The 19,714-nt window shown below is 42.4% G+C and carries 13 protein-coding genes; 11 read left to right on the top strand and 2 right to left on the bottom strand.

The annotated features are described in order from the left end of the window. Positions 1-48: 48 nt before the first annotated feature. Positions 49-888 (top strand): STAS domain-containing protein, encoded by an 840-nt coding sequence (locus FOF60_RS13105; protein ID WP_192472342.1) that lies wholly within the window; start codon positions 49-51, stop codon positions 886-888. Positions 889-946: 58 nt separating this feature from the next. Here FOF60_RS13105 and plsY read toward each other — a convergent pair whose 3' ends face one another. Beyond that, positions 947-1,531 (bottom strand): glycerol-3-phosphate 1-O-acyltransferase PlsY, encoded by a 585-nt coding sequence (plsY, locus tag FOF60_RS13100; RefSeq protein WP_192472341.1) that lies wholly within the window; start codon positions 1,529-1,531, stop codon positions 947-949. A gap of 184 nt (positions 1,532-1,715) precedes the next feature. Here plsY and FOF60_RS13095 point away from each other — a divergent pair, with 184 nt between their 5' ends. From FOF60_RS13095 to helD, 7 genes are all read left to right on the top strand, one after another. Then, positions 1,716-3,152 carry a phospholipase D family protein gene (locus FOF60_RS13095; protein WP_192472340.1) on the top strand — a complete coding sequence of 479 codons (1,437 nt, stop codon included), beginning with the start codon at positions 1,716-1,718 and terminating at the stop codon, positions 3,150-3,152. Between the two features lie 170 nt (positions 3,153-3,322). Continuing rightward, complete coding sequence (locus tag FOF60_RS13090; protein WP_192472339.1) at positions 3,323-4,621, top strand: purine/pyrimidine permease; 1,299 nt, start codon at positions 3,323-3,325, stop codon at positions 4,619-4,621. 69 nt (positions 4,622-4,690) lie between these two features. After that, positions 4,691-5,104 carry a CoA-binding protein gene (locus FOF60_RS13085; protein WP_192472338.1) on the top strand — a complete coding sequence of 138 codons (414 nt, stop codon included), beginning with the start codon at positions 4,691-4,693 and terminating at the stop codon, positions 5,102-5,104. A 101-nt stretch (positions 5,105-5,205) separates the two neighbouring features. Then, the gene (locus tag FOF60_RS13080; RefSeq protein ID WP_192472337.1) at positions 5,206-6,318 is read left to right on the top strand and encodes a sugar diacid recognition domain-containing protein; all 1,113 of its coding nucleotides are present in this window, start codon (positions 5,206-5,208) and stop codon (positions 6,316-6,318) included. 120 nt (positions 6,319-6,438) lie between these two features. Further along, complete coding sequence (locus FOF60_RS13075) at positions 6,439-7,707, top strand: GntP family permease (RefSeq protein ID WP_192472336.1); 1,269 nt, start codon at positions 6,439-6,441, stop codon at positions 7,705-7,707. Between the two features lie 87 nt (positions 7,708-7,794). Further along, on the top strand, positions 7,795-8,928 hold the full coding sequence (locus tag FOF60_RS13070) for a glycerate kinase (RefSeq protein ID WP_192472335.1): 1,134 nt from the start codon (positions 7,795-7,797) through the stop codon (positions 8,926-8,928). A gap of 288 nt (positions 8,929-9,216) precedes the next feature. Then, entirely contained in the window at positions 9,217-11,544 is a 2,328-nt protein-coding gene (helD, locus tag FOF60_RS13065; RefSeq protein WP_319801526.1) for an RNA polymerase recycling motor HelD, read from the top strand. Positions 11,545-11,595: 51 nt separating this feature from the next. On the opposite strand, the gene FOF60_RS13060 is transcribed toward helD, so the two are convergent. Next, positions 11,596-12,990, bottom strand: coding sequence for a S8 family peptidase (locus tag FOF60_RS13060; protein ID WP_192472334.1), 1,395 nt, complete (start codon positions 12,988-12,990; stop codon positions 11,596-11,598). Positions 12,991-13,596: 606 nt separating this feature from the next. On the opposite strand from FOF60_RS13060, the gene parE reads away from it, so the two are divergent. The 3 genes from parE to FOF60_RS13045 all read left to right on the top strand — a co-directional run bounded on the left by parE (position 13,597) and on the right by FOF60_RS13045 (position 19,646). Then, positions 13,597-15,576, top strand: a complete 1,980-nt coding sequence (parE, locus tag FOF60_RS13055; RefSeq protein ID WP_192472333.1) for a DNA topoisomerase IV subunit B — start codon at positions 13,597-13,599, stop codon at positions 15,574-15,576. Further along, on the top strand, positions 15,573-18,008 hold the full coding sequence (gene parC / locus FOF60_RS13050; RefSeq protein ID WP_192472332.1) for a DNA topoisomerase IV subunit A: 2,436 nt from the start codon (positions 15,573-15,575) through the stop codon (positions 18,006-18,008). Before parE ends, parC begins: the two co-directional genes overlap by 4 nt. Positions 18,009-18,212: 204 nt before the next feature. Next, positions 18,213-19,646, top strand: coding sequence for an alanine/glycine:cation symporter family protein (locus FOF60_RS13045; protein WP_192472331.1), 1,434 nt, complete (start codon positions 18,213-18,215; stop codon positions 19,644-19,646). The last annotated feature ends 68 nt before the right edge of the window (positions 19,647-19,714 follow it).

Genomic DNA, 19,714 nt, shown 5'->3' with positions numbered 1-19,714 from the left:
AACAAAAAATATTTTATACAGAACTTACTGTTCAAAAGGAGTTATGAGATGGATAAAGCGATTCAGTTATTTAAAGAATTTCTAATTGACAGAGAAGAAAAAATTCTGATCAATATATTGGATTCAATCGATGATTATCAGCCTGAAGCATTCATTAAATTAACCAGCCAAACCAAACTTAATTTATATAAAGAACAACTAAGGGAATTAATCCATTTGCTTGAAAGTCATTTAATCGGGGAATCAGACGACGAAAAGATCAAGGTTTGGGGGAAATGGCTGAGTGAAGAAAAAGTGCGCTTGGGACTCTCTCTCAGTCAATCCATTCAGCATTTTAATAGTATTCGCAGTGCATTATGGGAGGAACTCTCGGAAATGGCTGATAAAAATAAAACTCTTAATGCAGGAGAAAGCTTGAGGGTGGGTAATCTTATAAATGAGTTCATTGACGGTCTGATTCTCATTTTCACAAATTCATATACTGGACAGGCCAATAAGCGGCTTCGGGCACAGCAGGAGGTCATTGATGAGCTGAGCACTCCTGTTATTTCTATTGTTGACGGGGTGGCCGTCCTGCCAATCATTGGTGATATAGATACACACAGAGCAAGGATCCTGATGGAACACACGCTTAAAGAAACAAAGGATAACGAAGTAGATTGCCTGATAATAGACCTGTCCGGCGTATTCATAGTAGATACGATGGTTGCTCAGGAACTATTTAAAATTATTGACAGTCTTAAACTGACAGGAGTTGACGTGAACCTGACAGGAATGAGGCCAGAACTGGCTCATTCAGTGGTTACTCTTGGCATCAATTTTGAGAATGTAAAAATGTATAACAATCTTGGACAGGCATTGAAGGCCTTTGGAATCGTCCGAAAATAAAAAGCCGGCAAACCAAATTAAATGGGTTTGCCGGCCTGTATTTTTATTCCCTAAAGTTTTAAAGCCACTTGATTTTCGGCTCAGTTTTATTGCGAATTCTCTCGAGATTAGCACGATGCCTGTAAATGACAAAGCTGGCCAGGACAGCGACAACTATGATCAAAGGGAGATCCTGGGTAAACAGCGAATAAATGAATGCGGCTATACCGGTTAGAATCGATGATAGGGAAACATACTTTGTTATGTACAAGCTGATGAAAAAAATAATGAGCATGAATAAGAACAGTACCGGTATATATGCCAGTAAAACCCCACCGGAAGTAGCGACCGCTTTACCTCCACGGAATCCAGCGAAAACAGGGTACATATGGCCGATTACAGCAAAGACCCCTACCAAAAGCATATGGAGATCAGCATTCAGCAGCAAAGGCAGACTAGCTGCAAGAGTCCCTTTCAAGACATCTGCTATACTTACGACTAAACCAGCTTTCACTCCCAGCGTCCGGAATGTATTTGTACCGCCTAAATTCCCGCTCCCATGTTCACGGATGTCTTTGCCATAAAACACTTTTCCGATAATGAGACCAGAGGGTATTGATCCCAGCAAGTAAGCTAGAATAATGATGATTGCGTTTAATGCCATGAAATTTTCTCCTTTTAAGATTTTAAGGTTCTTTTATTTTACCATGTTCTCTTAAAAACTCCATGCAAATCTTGAACAAAAACTGTTTTGTTCATTAATGGCTGAAGTTCTTGCTGGCTAAGTTTATAACTAGCTGAATAAGTGAATAAGTAAGTATATCTATGATATTAAGGAGCCCTTCTAAATGAGGATCGGGAAAAATGTATTTAAAAGAAAACCCTTATTGTTATTTATGATCCTTGCAATAATTCTTATCACTACGGCTGTCTACCAAACAAATAAGGACCTGCCTGAAGGTTTATCCTATGAAGGGAAAGTCCACCACGTCAAGGATGTCCGCTTTTTATCTGATCTAACCTACAAGGGGATGGATGGGGAAAAAAAGTACGAGCATGAAATATTCGATACGATTATTAAAAGGATTGAAGAAGCGGAAGAGTTCATTGTCCTGGATATGTTTTTATTCAATGGCTATTACAAGGAGGACATGGGCTATCCGGAGATAAGCGAATCTATTGGAGATAAACTTATAGCCCAGAAGAAAAAGCATAAAGACCTTAAGATTGTGTTCATAACCGATGAAATTAATTTGACCTATGGATCCCATAAATCCGGTATTTTAAAGGAACTTCGGGAAAATGACATAAAGGTTATTTTCACCAATCTGGATCCTTTACGGGATTCCAATCCATTATATACGGCTTTTTGGCGTGTGTTTCTCCAGTGGTTTGGACAATCGGGGGAAGGCTGGATTCCAAACCCGATGGCAAAGAATGCACCTGACGTAACGCTCCGCTCCTATCTTGAACTGCTGAACCTGAAAGCTAATCACAGGAAGGTGTTCGTCACTGAAAAGACAGCGATCGTGGCATCTGCGAACCCGCATGATGCAAGCGGCTTCCACTCCAATATCGCCTTTGAAACGAGCGGAAATATCATAGGAGACATTTTGGAGTCTGAGCAGGCAGTAATTGACTTCTCAGGAGGCGGCGACCTCCCTGAATACAAACCTGTAAAAGAAAAAGGGGATATTAAGGTCCAGATTTTAACGGAAGGGAAAATCCTCAAGCATCTCCTGAACGAGTTGAAAAATACGGGGAAAGGCGATCATATTTGGATAGGCATGTTCTACCTTGCCGAAAGGAAGGTCATCGACGAGATTGACAAGGCCGCAGATCGGGGAGCGAAAATCAATATTATACTTGATCCTAATACCAATGCATTTGGCAACCAGAAATCAGGTTTGCCCAACATTCCGGTATCAGAAGAAATAATGAAATTTGGCAGCGATAATATCAAGATTAAATGGTACAATGCTGGCCAGGAGCAATATCATACCAAAATGATTTTTTTTGACCGTGGAAATAACAGTGTGATACTCGGAGGGTCCGCCAACTTTACACGACGGAATCTCGATGATTTAAACCTTGAAACCAACATCAAGATAGCGGCGGGCTCTGATACTCAAGTCATCAAAGATGTTGATCATTATTTCAATAGAATCTGGAATGACGATCGGGTGAAATATACACTGGATTATGAAGAAAATAAGGATAAGATGACGCCATTTAAATATATAATCTATTGGATTCAAAGAATACTATGGTTTACAAGCTATTAACATAAAGGGCATCCTGCGTGGATGTCCTTTTTAATGGTTTAAAAAATCATTCTCATTTACATTATCCTTATAGACGATATTATTAAAGATGAATGAAAATGATTCATTGTTTGTATTAGAATTCATATAATTGCACTATTTACTATTATGCTAAGAAGATGGGGAATCATATGAAAACATTATTATCAGCCATACAGTGGATGGCGTTTATCATTGCTGGTTCAATCGTTGCACCGATTGCGATAGCTGATTTATTTCAATTGAATGATTTAGAGACGACAGGACTTGTTCAAAGGACAATGTTTGTTTTGGGCATTTCAAGTCTGCTGCAGGCCTTGTTCGGGCATCGTATGCCAATTAATGAGGGGCCTGCCGGACTATGGTGGGGTGTTTTTACTATATATGCAGGATTGAGCACGACACTGTTTGCCTCCAGCATGGAAACGCTGCAGGCTTTAGAAGGAGCCATGATTATCAGCGGTATTGTATTCTTCCTATTAAGTTTATTTAAACTTATCGATAGACTGGCTGTGTTATTCACACCTGTAGTCAGCGGAATATACTTACTATTGCTTGTCATGCAGCTCAGCGGATCCTTCCTGAATGGAATGGCAGGTCTTGGCGGAGGACAAAGCGAAGTCAGTCTTCAGATTGCGTTCTTCAGCTTTACTCTGGTTGGGATCACATTCTATCTGACAAGGCATCATATTAAGTGGATCAGCCAATATGCCATTTTGATCAGCTTGGGCGCTGGATGGGCGCTTTTTGAAATTTTTGACCTAGGAAATGCATACGAACGATACACTGGAGCAACGATCGCACTTCCGGAAGTTTTCGCATTCGGCAGGCCTGTTTTCGATTCCGGTTTAATTGTAACTTCTATTTTTATAACGTTCCTGTTGATCACCAATATGTTAGCTAGCATAAGGGTTACCGGACAAGTTTTAAAAGATATGGGGTCAGACATTAATGATTTCCGCTATCGTGCCAGCGGTTTTACAGCCGGAATCAATCAGCTGCTTGGAGGAGTGTTCTCGGCGATTGGGTCTGTTCCAATCTCTGGGGCAGCAGGATTTATTTCTACTACTGGTATTACAAGGATCCTGCCTTTTATCATAAGTTCATTGTTGATCGTCCTTGCAAGCATGCTGCCACATGTAATGTCCTTGTTTGCGGCACTCCCTGCACCTGTAGGTTACTCCGTTACTTTCGTTATATTTGTAAATATGGCCGGGATCGCATTCTCGGAATTTGATCGTGAGAACGATAAAAAAAGGATTCGGGTCGTTATTGGGACCTCCCTTCTGGCCGGTGTAGGGGCAATGTTCATTCCGGGCGAGGCTTTTCGCAATATCCCGCCTGTCCTGGTTTCAATCCTTAATAATGGTTTAATTCTTGGCACGCTGATTGCTGTAGCCGTGGACCAGTTCACACTACACCAGGAAAAGAGAATTGATAAGGCAAGTTGATTTGAGACTGAAGAATAGTACGATAAAATAAAGGTTAGGATCAAATTAATTCCTTAGGAGTGATATAATATGGCAATTAAAAATCCAAGCCGCGAAGAAATAGGCCAAATCCTTAAGAAGGCAAAAAGGATTGCAGTTGTTGGATTGAGCGATAATCCACAGCGGACTTCCTATATGGTGTCACAGGCAATGCAGGCAGCAGGCTATGAAATCATCCCTGTCAATCCTACTGTTGATGAGGTTCTTGGAGTTAAAGCTGTTAAAACGCTTAAAGAAATCGAAGGACACGTGGATATTGTCAATGTGTTCCGCCGGTCAGAGTATTTGATGGAGGTTGCAGAAGAGTTCGCCGAAATCGATGCGGATGTTTACTGGGCGCAGCTAGGTCTTGAAGACGTGGAGGCCTATAACTTCCTAAGAGAAAAAGGGTATACCGTGATCATGGACAGATGCATTAAGGTAGAGCATGCTTTAACGAAATAATATGGGCGTGAGGACTTAGGTTCTCACGCTTTACTTTTGTTTCGGCAAGATATCAGCCATAATAAAAGGCAGTATAATTTTTGCAAGGCAGGGATTTTGAGATGGAGTTATTAAACAAAGAGCTGGCTCAAGAAATCGTAGACAGGACGATGGGGATCATCGGAAAGAATATCAATATAATGGATAACCAGGGCGTAATCATTGGATCAGGTGACCCAAAGAGAATAGATGATGTCCATGAGGGCGCGGTCATCGTAATCAAACAAGGCACGGGTTTTGAAATAACCGAAGAGGAGGCAATAAGGCTCCATGGAGTCCGTCCAGGAATAAACCTGCCCATCTTTTTCGATGGCAAAATCATGGGTGTTATTGGTATAACTGGTTCCCCGGATGAAATAAGGAGTTTCGGTGAACTCGTTCGTATGGCTGCTGAGCTTAGCCTTCAGCAAGCGGTTTTGATGAATGAAATCCAATGGGATGAAAGACTGAAAGAGGAGCTCGTTAGCCAAATCATCCATTCTGAAGGCAAGCATGACTCGCTTTTTCTTGAAAGAGCGATGCGCCTGGGTATTGATTTTGAATTAGCGAGGACAGCGATTGTCATTATGACTTCTGACAGAAAGAAAACATTTGGCTATTTAAAAAGCCGGCTGCAAAAAGATGATTTAATTTTGATGCAGCATGACAATATCGTTGTTTTAAAAGTGGTTCCTCGAGACGATATAGATCATTACATTAGAAAAATAACAGAAGCATGGCTTAAAGGTTTGAAAGAGAATGATAATATTCAAGTGAAAATCGGTGTTGGTCAATACCATGAAGGATTATCAGGGATCAAAGATTCCTACAGGGAGGCGGTCCTCACACTGAATTCAGGGTTGAAATTGATCCCCCAGCATGGGATTTACTTGTATGAAGATTATTACCTCCCAGTATTTCTTTTAAGTGCTGCTGAAAAAGGTCTGACGGAAGAGTTGCAGCCGTTCTATAAAAATTTAAAAGAAAAGGATTTAAAGGGGGAGCTGACTGAATCTTTAAGGGCACTCATCGAAACAAACAGCGACATGAATAAAGCTTCACAGAAGTTATTTGTTCACAGGAACACGCTTCGATACCGCCTTGATAAAATCACGGAAATAACAGGAAAGGATCCACGTAAAACGACTGATCTGCTTCACCTGTATTTGTCGTTTCTTATTAATGAGCTGGAATGAATTGTGCAAATGCACAAAAGATCTGTTCTATTACAGGTCTTTTTTTGATGGTTTGACTAATGTAATAAATATAGATAGCGCTTACAATTGGGTTACAAAATGTTTTGAGGAGGAATCACCGTGGATATTCAAGTAAGCGCTTTCGGCGCTGTTGTAGCACTAGTAGTAGCTATCTTCCTTATTTTAAAGAAAGTTTCACCAGCATATGGAATGATCACCGGTGCCCTGGTCGGAGGTCTTGTAGGCGGTGTTGATGTCACAAACACAGTTGCCTTAATGATGGAAGGGGCGAAGGGAATCATTCCTGCTGTGTTAAGAATCCTTGCTGCCGGTGTGCTTGCGGGTGTCCTGATCGAATCAGGTGCTGCAGCGGTCATCGCCGAAACAATTGTTAAGAAGGTCGGGGAGACACGAGCGTTGCTTGCATTGGCCATCGCGACAATGATTTTGACTACTGTTGGGGTATTTGTTGATGTTGCGGTTATCACTGTTGCGCCTATCGCATTGGCAATTGCCAATAAAGCGGGTATTTCCAAAACAGCTATCCTGCTTGCGATGATTGGCGGCGGTAAGGCTGGAAATATTATGTCACCGAATCCCAATGCAATAGCTGCAGCGGATGCGTTCCAAATCCCATTGACTTCTGTGATGGCTGCTGGAATCATTCCTGCTGTTTTCGGATTGACCGTAACGTATCTTTTAGCAAAGAAGCTAGTGAATAAAGGCTCTATCGTTACAGCTCAAGAAAGTGAAACAACAGTTAAAGGGAAACTTCCGGCAGTAGTCCCAGCGATTGTCGCACCATTAGTAACAATCATTCTGCTTGCTCTGAGACCTTTGTTTGATATTAACATCGACCCTATGATCGCCCTGCCTGCAGGGGGAATCGCCGGAGCACTTGCCATGGGCCGAATCAGGCATATCAATGACTATGCGGTTGCTGGTCTCGGTAAAATGTCAGGTGTAGCTATTATGCTCCTTGGTACAGGTACACTTGCGGGAATCATCGCTAATTCTGGGTTAAAGGACGTTTTGATTAACAGCCTGGATGCACTTGGTCTTCCAGCATTCGTCCTGGCGCCAGTATCGGGTATTTTCATGTCCGCTGCTACTGCTTCAACAACTGCGGGAACAGCAGTTGCTTCCCAGGTGTTCGGAACAACCATTTTGGAAATGGGTGTCACTGCTTTAGCCGGTGCTGCCATGGTTCACGCTGGTGCAACTGTGCTTGACCACCTGCCACACGGAAGCTTCTTCCATGCAACTGGCGGAAGTGTCAACATGGAAATCAAGGAACGATTAAAGTTGATTCCTTACGAAACAGCAGTCGGTTTAACACTGGCGATCGTATCGACACTAATCTTTGGCATCTTCAAGTTTTTCGGATAAATAAAATTGGTCTGGATTTTCAAAGAAATCCCGGCCTTTCATATCAAGTGTATTGATACTCCGTATATGATGAGAGGAGAAACGAGCATGAAAATCGTTATTGCGCCAGATTCTTTTAAAGAGAGCCTTACAGCGCTTGAGGCTGCCCAAGCGATCGAGAATGGAATGAAAAAAATTCTTCCTGAAGCAAGTTTCGTAAAAGTACCTATGGCAGACGGAGGCGAGGGAACTGTTCAATCCCTTGTAGACGCTACTTGCGGGAAAATAATCACGAAAACAGTAACAGGACCGCTCGGTACTCCGGTTGATGCGTTTTTTGGTATATCCGGTGACGAAAAGACCGCAGTCATAGAGATGGCCGCGGCCTCAGGACTCCATCTTGTGCCTCCCGGAGAACGAAACCCGCTGGTTACTACGACCCGGGGAACAGGCGAATTGATTGCTGCGGCTCTGGATTATGGTGTTGAACATATCATCATTGGAATTGGCGGAAGTGCCACTAATGATGGCGGTGCCGGCATGGCAAGAGCCCTTGGAATCATGCTTCTGGATTCGGATGGAAATGAAATTGGCGAGGGTGGAGGAGCTTTAGATTCTCTTGCCTCAGTTAATATGGATGGAATTGATAAGCGATTGGAAACAGTAAAAATCGATGTTGCCTGCGACGTCGATAATCCGTTAACAGGCTTGAGCGGCGCATCACATATATTTGGACCCCAAAAAGGTGCAATACCTGAGATGGTTGAAGTATTGGACAACAACCTTCACCATTTCGCTGAAATCATCCGTACCGACCTTGGCAAGGATATCGAACATGTTTCAGGAGCCGGAGCTGCAGGGGGACTTGGCGGCGGGTTGATGGCATTCCTGTCAGCCGAGTTAAAAAGAGGAGTTGACATTGTACTTGAGGCCACCAGTCTTGAAACTCAGTTGGCAGATGCCGATTTTGTCATTACTGGTGAAGGCAAGATTGATGGACAGACAATTTTCGGGAAAACTCCTATTGGCGTGGCCAAGACAGCGAAACGGCACAATGTACCTGTCATTGCCATCGCAGGAAATGTAGCCTCGGACAGTGAGGTTGTCCACGAGCATGGGATCGACGCTGTGTTCAGCATAGTACCAGGTGTTATTTCTTTGGATGATGCATTTAAAAACGCTCACACATATGTCGAAAGAATTGCAGCAAATATCGCATCCGTAATCAAACTAAGCAAATAAGCGAATAATAAATAAACATAAAAACCGCGTGCTGATTTTGCAGCACGCGGTTTTTATGTTTAAAAAGGTTGGTAAGAGAATAAATATAATTAAAACTTATGTAAAAAATAAAAAAGCACCCTTAAGGTGGTTTTAGTTGTAGATATTTGTAATAAAGATATGTACATAGTAAAATGAAAGTTGGCAGTAATTAAACAAAGTGTTGCATGCATAAGGATTCTAATATAACAATAACACAAATTAAAGTGGCAGTCAAGTATAAGAGCTTTGAGTTTGGGAGTGATTTTTGTGGAAGAGAAGCAGCTTAAAGATTTAGAAATGGAACAGGGACGTGTTGATTCCATTATTGTGGAAATTGATAAAAAAGCAGAAAAATGGAATGAGAGTTCAAGTGATGTAGGCTCAGATGCTCTTCAAATCAGAAAAACCTTCTGGGAGGATGTTACGGTTAACTTCGATGAAGCTGATGATGTAGCGGAAACTTTCACGAGTATTAAGCAGCAGGCCGCACTCTTATCAGAACGTGAGCGGACACAATCTCAAATGATCAAGCAGCTGCAAACATTATCACGCCTAAGGTTTTCTCCTTACTTCGGCAGAGTCGATTTTAAAGAAGATGGGGAAAACGAATCTGAGAGAATATACTTGGGGATTGCAACCCTAATGGATGAAAAGGAAGAAAACTTCCTGATCTATGACTGGAGAGCGCCGATTTCGGGTCTTTATTACGACTATTCCCCCGGCCCTGCACAATATAAAACAGAAACAGAAATTATTGAAGGATCAATGGAGTTAAAACGCCAGTTCGTTATTAAAGGCGGCAAAATCAAAGCAATGTTTGAAACCGGGGTAACAATTGGTGACGAAATGCTTCAGGAAGTCCTGGGCAATAATGCCGATACTCAGATGAAAACGATTGTGGCAACGATCCAGAAGGAACAGAACCAAATCATCCGCAATGACTCAAGCAGCCTTGTTATTGTCCAGGGTGTGGCCGGGAGCGGCAAAACTTCTGCAGCCATGCAGCGGGTTGCTTATTTACTATACAAGTACAGGAATATCATTACATCAGAAAATATTATGTTATTCTCACCAAATCCGCTTTTCAATAGCTATGTTGCAACGGTATTGCCCGAGCTTGGCGAGGAAAATATGCAGCAGGCTACCTTCCAGGAATATCTTTCCAATCGTTTTGGCTCGGACTATCAACTTGAAGATTCTTTTGAGCAGATGGAATTCCTTCTTGAAGCAGAAAAAAATGAAAGTTATTTTGACAGGATTGAAAGCATCCGCTTTAAGGCAAGTTTGGAATTTAAAGAATTATTGGACCAGTACACCGGGAAGCTTGCCAGGGGGACACTTGTTTTTAAGACTTTAGGGCTAAATAAACGGGCGATCATATCTAAGAAGGATATAGCTGCTTACTATGACTCACTCGACAGCAATATCTCAATTCCGAATAGAGTTCAGCTTGTTAAGGAATGGCTGCTAAAAGAACTTAAGAAAAAAGCAAAAGCCGAATTGTCCCAGGAATGGGTGGAAAAAGAGATTCAATTCCTTGAAAAGGAAGATTATTTGGAGGCCTTCAAACAAAGTCAGCAAAAACAGGGAGGATCTCATGATACCTTCCACGATTATGATCGTGAGCAGCGGTGGCTGTCAGACTTGGTAGTCAAAAGACGTTTCAAGCCATTGTTCAATGCGGTAAAAAAATTGAAATTCATTAATATCAGAGCTATTTACATGAATTTCTTCAAGGATGAACAGCTGAAAACTGCCTCAATGCCTAAAAATTGGAGTGTCTCTTGTGAACAAGCCATCAGTAATTTGGAAAATAGATATATAGCATATGAAGACGCGACTCCTTTTCTGTACCTTCAAGACTTGATTGAAGGAAGGAAATCAAATACTTCGATACGCCACGTGTTCATTGATGAAGCACAGGATTACACCCCTTTCCAGTTTGCTTATATAAAAATGCTGTTTCCATACAGCAAGATGACTTTGTTAGGGGATATTAACCAGGCGATTTACTCGGGACCAACAGGCGCACCCACTATTCTTGCGGAATCGGCCCTTGAATTTGGGGAAAAGGAAGTTTACAGGCTTACGAAGACATACCGATCAACGAAACAAATTGTTGATTTTACCCGCCAATTTATCGAGGGCGGAGATATGATTGAACCTTTCAATCGTACGGGGCCAAAGCCGGTTATCGTTCAAAGCCGTGAAGACAGCGATCATATTCTTAAGACAAATGAAATTATTTCCAATTTACAGAAATCCGGACATAAAAATATCGCGGTTATTTGCAAAACTGCCAGAGAGAGCAAAGCAGCTTTCGATGAAGTCAAAAAAGTGTATGATGCAAGATTGATTGAAAAAGGCACATTGACGTTTGAGAATGGTGTCAATGTTGTACCGACATACCTGGCAAAAGGGATTGAATTCGACGCTGTGATCATCTATGATTCATCTTCCTATACCAGGGCTGAAGAAAGGAAGTTGTTATATACCGCCTGTACAAGGGCCATGCATGAGCTGTATGTCCTTTCTAAAGGAAGACTAAGTCCGCTGCTAGAACAGGTTGATGAACAACTCTATAATCTGATTTGACAGCAACAAGCCGCCAAAATTAATGGCGGCTTTTGCTTTATGAACTAAGTATTATCTGAGCCAGTCAAACAGCGACTTCTCTCGTTTGCTGAGGCTTGGTTTTTCTCTGCCCGCTTCCTGCAGGGCTGAATTCACATCGATTAAGCCATTGCCATAGTTACGATCTTTCCCTTGCTCCCCAAGATCGATCGCGGAATTCTTTATGATCCTAGTCACTTGAGAGCTGCTTAAGTCTGGGTTGGCAGATTTAATTAAAGCAGCAAGGCCAGCGACATGCGGTGCAGCCATTGATGTCCCGGAAAGGGCTGCATATTGATGGTTAAAATAAGTGCTGGGAATATAAACACCCGGAGCGGCAATATCAATATAGTCCCCGTAGTTTGAAAAGCTTGCTTTGTTCCCATTATAATCTACGGCAGAGACACTCAATACTTCTGGATATGCAGAAGGGTATGTCGGCTGGTCTGAACCATCATTGCCAGCTGCAGAAACCATGACCACATTTTTCTTATAGGCATAACGTACAGATTCTTCAAGAACTTTTGAAGGCTGGTAATTGCCGAGGCTAAGATTGATGACATCCGCGCCATGGTCGACAGCCCAGACGATCCCTTTAGCGATATCGAATGTTGTGCCATAGCCTTTTGCTCCCATTGCTTTTATGGGCATGATTTTACTGAACCAAGTCATGCCGGCCACACCTTCGTTATTGTTCGTTTCTGAAGCAATTATTCCTGCTACATGGGTTCCATGCCCGTTGTCATCATCCGGTTCAGATTTTTCATCAATCACGTTATAGCCTTTAACAAGGCGGTTCCTTAAATCTGGATGGTCCAAATCAACACCTGTATCGACGATCGCTATTTCAATATCTTCATTTCCGCGAGTTACCTTCCAACCTTGTTCAGTACCTATGACTGGCAAATTCCATTGATATTTTTCCTGGTAGAGCAGGTCATTGGGACCGTTCACTTCATTTTGCATCAAGATAAAATTGGGCTCAGCATATTCAATGTTTTTTCTCTGGTTAAAGTACTGAATCATTTCAGGCGTTTCCATCACCGTTGACCTGAAAATATAAATTGAGTTCAAATGCTTGATTACCCAGCCTTTAATATCACGTGTAATTTCGTCTAATTCCTCTGCACTGGGTTCGTTGACAAAGTCAACTGTTGCTTCATGGTCATAATAGTGGCTTGTATCCTTTTTGTTATGAAAAATTAGTGTAACTTCTTCTTGTGTATCGAGTTGATTCTTGACTTCCTCACCCATCTTCACGTTATTAACTTTTGCCATAGACTCTGTCAACATAATTTGCTGTCCCGAGGATTGGGTTCGTGCTCCATGCCCTGTTTGACTATCGTCGATCCTGAACACCCCGCCGGCAGTAAGGGCCAGAAGAAGGATGAATGACAATCCAAGAATGAACACCTTCGTTCTTCTCATAAATAAAAGGCCTCCGTAAAATGTATTTGTTCTTATGTTGCAGTACAATTGAAAAATTAACGGCGGAAATCTCTGGGAGTTTAAAAGGACTGTGATTGTGGAAGGGTGAAGGAGATTTACTTCTCTATGGGAGCTTATATAAGCAAAAAAATGACATGAAAGCTTCACATAAGTCCCCAAATAACCGATTTTTTATGACAAAATTCCAATTAATTCTTGAAATCCGTTTGCCAAATCCCAATTAATCGCTACAATTAAGCATAGACGCCATTCTTATGGTAAAATAACTAAGAGAACAATTGTTCTGATGCTGAAAAAGAAGATAAGAACTTTCTCCTTTTTCAAAGGCTCTTTTCGTTAACGTGTTGTTTCACATGCTAAAGAAAACAGGTTATGGGTTTGTATGAGTCCAATGTCTTTCTCCATTTTAGAAAACAAAGAATAAAGTTAAGAAGCCTAAAATACGCGCGGAATAGACATTTTATACGAAAAGCAACCATCAATACGAAAACAGCCTTATTAAAAAAGACGAATACTTAACGAATTCATTGACACTATACATAAAAACCGTCAATGTTGTTTGCAAGAAATGAAAGGGGTATGTTTGTGGCAAGAAATCAGCAAGCTTTTGATTATAATGATGATGCCATACAGGTGCTTGAAGGCCTTGAAGCGGTGCGCAAAAGGCCGGGTATGTATATCGGCAGCACGGATACACGAGGGCTTCATCACCTCGTATATGAAATCGTTGATAACTCTGTAGACGAAGCACTTGGCGGCTACGGTAATCAGATCATTGTCAAAATCCATAAAGATAATTCAGTCAGTGTCCAGGATAAAGGCCGAGGCATGCCTACAGGAATGCACAAGCTTGGAAAACCGACTCCGGAGGTTATCCTAACTGTCCTGCACGCAGGCGGTAAATTTGGGCAGGGTGGATATAAAACGAGCGGCGGCCTTCATGGTGTAGGTGCCTCCGTTGTAAACGCATTATCAGAATGGCTAGTTGTAACCATAAAACGTGATGGCTTCGTCTATGAACAGCGTTTTGAAAATGGCGGCAAACCAGTGACGACGCTCGAAAAGATCGGAAAAACCAACCAGTCTGGCACGACAATCCACTTTAAACCAGACCCTGAAATTTTCTCCACATTAACATATAACTACGATACCCTCTCTGAGCGTCTTAGAGAGTCTGCCTTTTTGTTAAAAGGTTTGAAAATAGAGTTAGTTGATGAACGCAATGATGTGAAGGATGTCTTCCATTTTGAGACTGGAATCCAGGCGTTTGTTGAATATCTGAACGAAGAAAAAGATGTGATGCATCCAGTTGTCAGTTTCGAGGGTGACAACAGTCAAATAGAAGTTGAGTTTGCCTTCCAATTTAACGATGGGTACTCTGAGAATGTGCTCTCATTCGTCAACAATGTCCGGACAAAAGATGGCGGTACACATGAAGCAGGTGCCAAAACAGCGATGACGAGGGTATTCAATGAATATGCCCGCAAGGTTGGCTTGCTAAAGGAGAAGGACAAAAACCTTGAAGGTGCTGATATTCGGGAAGGATTGGCCGGAATTGTCTCCGTGCGAATTCCTGAAGAGCTGCTGCAATTTGAAGGCCAGACAAAGGGAAAGCTCGGGACAAGCGAAGCTAGATCAGCTGTCGACTCCGTGGTATCCGAGCATTTATCTTATTTTCTTGAGGAAAATCCTGATATCAGTACATTGCTGATCCGGAAGTCCATCAAGGCTTATCAGGCACGTGAAGCTGCCCGAAAAGCGCGCGAGGATGCAAGAAGCGGGAAGAAGAGAAAGAGGTCAGATGCAATGTTGTCTGGCAAACTGACGCCAGCACAATCCAAAAACCCTGCAAAAAATGAACTTTACCTGGTAGAGGGAGATTCCGCTGGTGGTTCTGCCAAACAAGGCCGCGACAGGAAATTCCAGGCTGTGCTCCCATTGCGTGGTAAAGTTATTAATACCGAAAAAGCAAAACTTCAGGACATTTTTAAAAATGAAGAAATCAATACGATTATCCATGCCATTGGGGCCGGAGTGGGTTCTGACTTCAATGTAGAAGACATCAACTATGACAAAATTGTCATAATGACAGATGCCGATACCGACGGCGCCCATATCCAGGTGCTGTTGCTGACATTCTTTTACCGATATATGAAGCCGCTGATTGAAGCCGGCAAGGTATTCATTGCTCTGCCGCCGTTATATAAAGTCAGCAAGGGAACAGGCAAAAAAGAAGTGATTGAATATGCCTGGAGCGACGAAGAGTTGAAGGACGCGATGAAGAAAGTCGGCAAAGGCTATATTATCCAGCGTTATAAAGGTCTCGGTGAAATGAACGCCGATCAGCTCTGGGAAACGACCATGGATCCGGAAACACGCACATTGATCCGTGTCCGAATTGATGATGCGGCGAGAGCTGAGCGTAGAGTTACAACACTGATGGGTGACAAAGTAGAACCTCGCCGGAAATGGATTGAATCCAATGTGGCATTCGGACTTGAGGAAGATGGAAACATCCTTGAAAATGAAAATATCTCAGTTACAGAGGAGGTTGCTGGCGAATGAGTTCAGTTGAAAAATTTCGTGACCTCCCATTAGAAGACGTATTAGGCGACCGTTTCGGCCGTTATAGTAAATATATTATCCAGGAACGTGCACTCCCTGATGCGAGGGACGGGCTAAAACCTGTTCAACGCAGAATTTTGTATGCTATGCACGTGGAAGGAAACACAAGTGAAAAAGGCTTCCGGAAATCAGCCAAGACTGTCGGTAACGTAATTGGCAACTACCATCCGCACGGTGATTCTTCTGTATATGAAGCCATGGTCCGTATGAGCCAGGATTGGAAAGTGCGGAACTATCTTGTCGAAATGCATGGTAACAACGGAAGCATAGACGGTGACCCTCCAGCAGCGATGCGTTACACAGAAGCAAGATTGTCAGCCATCGCGGGTGAACTGTTAAGGGATATCGAGAAAAGAACAGTTGAATTCATCCCGAACTTTGATGACACATCAAGTGAGCCTACGGTACTGCCTGCGATGTTCCCGAACTTGCTGGTCAATGGTTCTACCGGGATATCAGCTGGTTATGCGACTGATATTCCCCCTCATAACCTGGCGGAAGTCATTGATGGGGTCATCATGAGGATGGACAACCCTGCGTGTACTGTGGAAGATCTGATGAAAGTCATTAAAGCCCCGGATTTCCCGACAGGAGGAATCATCCAGGGTGTTGAGGGAATCACTAAAGCCTATAAAACCGGTAAAGGTAAGGTCATCGTTCGCGGCAAAGCTGAAATCGAAGACATCCGCGGCGGCAAACAGCAGATTGTCATCACAGAAATTCCGTATGAAATCAACAAAGCCAATTTAGTCAAACGGATTGATGAATTCCGGCTTGACCGTAAAGTAGAAGGCATTTCGGAAGTGCGGGATGAAACCGACCGCACAGGGCTCCGTGTCGTAATTGAACTGAAAAAAGAAGCGGATGCGAATGGGGTATTGAATTACCTCTACAAGAACAGCGATTTGCAGATTACCTATAATTTCAATATGGTAGCCATCAACAAGAAAAGACCTGTACTAATGGGGCTTGCCGAGTTGCTTGATGCTTATATTGACCACCAGAAGGATGTTGTGACTAAACGTTCGCAATATGACCTTCAAAAAGCTCGTGACCGTCAGCATATCGTCGAAGGGCTCATAAAAGCCTTATCGATACTTGACCAGGTAATCGCAACAATCCGTGCATCAAAAGATAAGCGTGACGCCAAAGATAATTTGATTAAGAAATTTGAATTCACCGAAGTCCAGGCTGAAGCTATTGTATCCTTGCAATTATACCGCCTGACGAATACCGATATTACTGCCCTTCAAGCCGAGGCAGAGGAGCTTGCCAAGAAAGTAGAGGAGCTTACCGCAATCCTTGGCAGTGAGAAAAAGCTATTAGCTGTCATCAAAAAGGAACTGAAGGATGTCAAAAAGCGTTTCTCGGATGAGCGCAGAACAAAAATCGAGGAAGAGATTGAGGAAATCAAAATTAACCTTGAAGTTCTGATTGCAAGCGAGGATGTCATCGTAACTGTGACAAAGGATGGATACGTTAAACGAACCAGCCAAAGATCATATGCCGCTTCCAATGGGCAGGATTTTGCGATGAAGGATACGGATAGGCTTTTATCACAGTTGAATATGAATACAAAGGATGTCTTGCTGTTATTCACAAATAAAGGCAGCTACCTATACTTGCCTGTACATGAACTGCCTGATATCCGCTGGAAAGACCTTGGCCAGCATGTAGCAAACCTTGTGCCGTTAGACCGGGATGAAGAAATCATTAAAGCTGTCCCTGTCACGGATTTCGAACAGAATGCTTTCTTTGTATTTGTGACCAGGAATGGCATGGTAAAGAAATCTGAATTAAGCCTTTATAAAGCACAGCGTTACTCCAAGCCGCTTACCGCAATCAATGTAAAAGGTGACGACCGTGTCATCGATGTACATGTAACCAATGGTGAGAAGGATTTATTCCTCGCAACATATCTCGGCTATGGTCTGTGGTTCAGCGAAGAAGAAATCAGTCCAATTGGGGTCAGGGCAGCTGGAGTAAAGGGGATGAACCTGAAGGATGGGGATTATGTTGTCGGCGGGAAAATCCTTGATAACAACCATTCAATTGTCATAGCTACCCAGCGTGGTGCCGTTAAAAAAATGAAGCTGTCTGAGTTCGAGAAGACTTCCCGGGCTAAACGCGGTGTTGTCATGCTGCGTGAATTGAAAGCAAATCCTCACCGTATTATTGGTATGGAGGCAGTCCAGGACGATGAAGAATTATTCTTCCATTCAGAAAAACAGCATATTGTTTCAATAAAAGCTTCAGAATTAAGGTTTAGCGATCGTTATACAAATGGATCCTTCCTTGTGGATGAAAGTGAAACTGGAAAGCTTGCAGGGATCTGGAAAAGCGAGAATGAACAAGCAAAAGACTCTCAATAATGCCAGTTCCAACAAAAAACACAGTAAATTTACTGTGTTTTTTGTTTTTCTTATTATAATCAGGGTAATAGGTAGGTAACTTTCTGTCTTTCTGGGACAAATCTGATAATGGGAGTGAAGTACCATTGTAAAGCGATTACAATTTTGGTACATTAAAAACTATATTTAAATAACTTTATCCAGTACATAATAAAGGAGTTTTTTATGGAGATTTTCAACAACATTATATCCGAATTAAACAATTATATGTGGAGCTATATTTTAATTGCCGTACTAGTTATATTGGGTACATATTTTACGTTTAGAACAAGATTTGTTCAATTCAAATACTTCCCTGAAATGATCAGAGTACTTAAAGATCCAGCGACCGTATCTTCTGAAGGAAAACGGGGCAGGTCATCATTTCAGGCCTTTACAGTCAGCTTAGCTTCAAGGGTTGGTACAGGGAACCTGGCTGGAGTTGCGACAGCCGTCTCTGCCGGAGGGCCAGGAGCGGTCTTTTGGATGTGGATCATTGCGTTAATAGGAGCAGCCTCAAGCTTCATCGAAAGTACTCTGGCACAAATTTATAAGGTTAAAGATAAAGACGAGGCGGAATATCGCGGCGGTCCAGCTTATTATATGGAACGCGGCTTAAATAAGAGATGGCTGGGTATCTTATTTGCTATAATTATTGTTTTTACTTTTGGTTTGGTGTTTAGTTCTGTTCAATCCAATACCATTTCCCTCGCCTTTGACCAGGCGTTTGGATTCAGCCGCTTTTGGATGGGAGTCATCTTGGCAGTTATGACTGCGGCGGTCATATTTGGCGGAATTAAAAGAATCGCATTCGTCTCTCAAATTATCGTGCCAATCATGGCAGTAATATATTTAATCCTTGCATTGTTTATTGTAATTACGAACTTCAGTGAAATACCTGCTATGCTCTCGCTAATCGTCAAAAACGCTTTCGGCCTGCAGGAAGTAGTTGGGGGAGGAATGGGAGCAGCGGTGATGATGGGAATCAAGAGAGGACTATTCTCCAACGAGGCCGGGATGGGCAGTGCGCCAAATGCAGCTGCTACTGCGGCTGTAACCCATCCAGTAAAGCAAGGCCTAATCCAAACATTAGGCGTCTTTACGGATACTCTGTTGATTTGTACCGCAACAGCTTTCATCATCATTATGTCAGGCGAATATACGAACCCTGATTTGGACGGAATACAGTTAACACAGGCAGCATTGACGGTGCATGTCGGTTCATGGGCACCAGCATTCGTCGGCGGAGCTATTTTCCTTTTTGCATTCACCTCAATTATCGGCAATTACTATTATGGTGAAACAAATATTGAATTCATCAAGGAAAGTCCTACAGCACTGTTTATTTATCGCCTTGCTGTCATTGGAATGGTTTTATTCGGTTCAATTGTCGAGTTAGCCATTGTCTGGAATTTGGCAGATCTCTTTATGGGCATCATGGCACTAATCAATCTTATAGCTATTACCTTGTTAGCGAAGATTGCAATGGCAGCATTAAAGGATTACAGAGAACAGCGAAAACAAGGAAAAGATCCAGTTTTCTATGCTGATTCAATCGATGGTTTGACAGGAATTGAGTCGTGGGATTATCGAAAGTCTGTAGAGTCCAAAAATAAATAATCATGACTAACCCTTCTGATTCAGTCAGAAGGGTTTTTTATGCATTTTTTTACCATTTCTGGAGAAGT

This window comes from Mesobacillus jeotgali, from assembly GCF_014856545.2.
GTDB lineage: Bacteria > Bacillota > Bacilli > Bacillales > Cytobacillaceae > Mesobacillus.
This window is presented reverse-complemented; position numbering and strand designations above follow the sequence as displayed.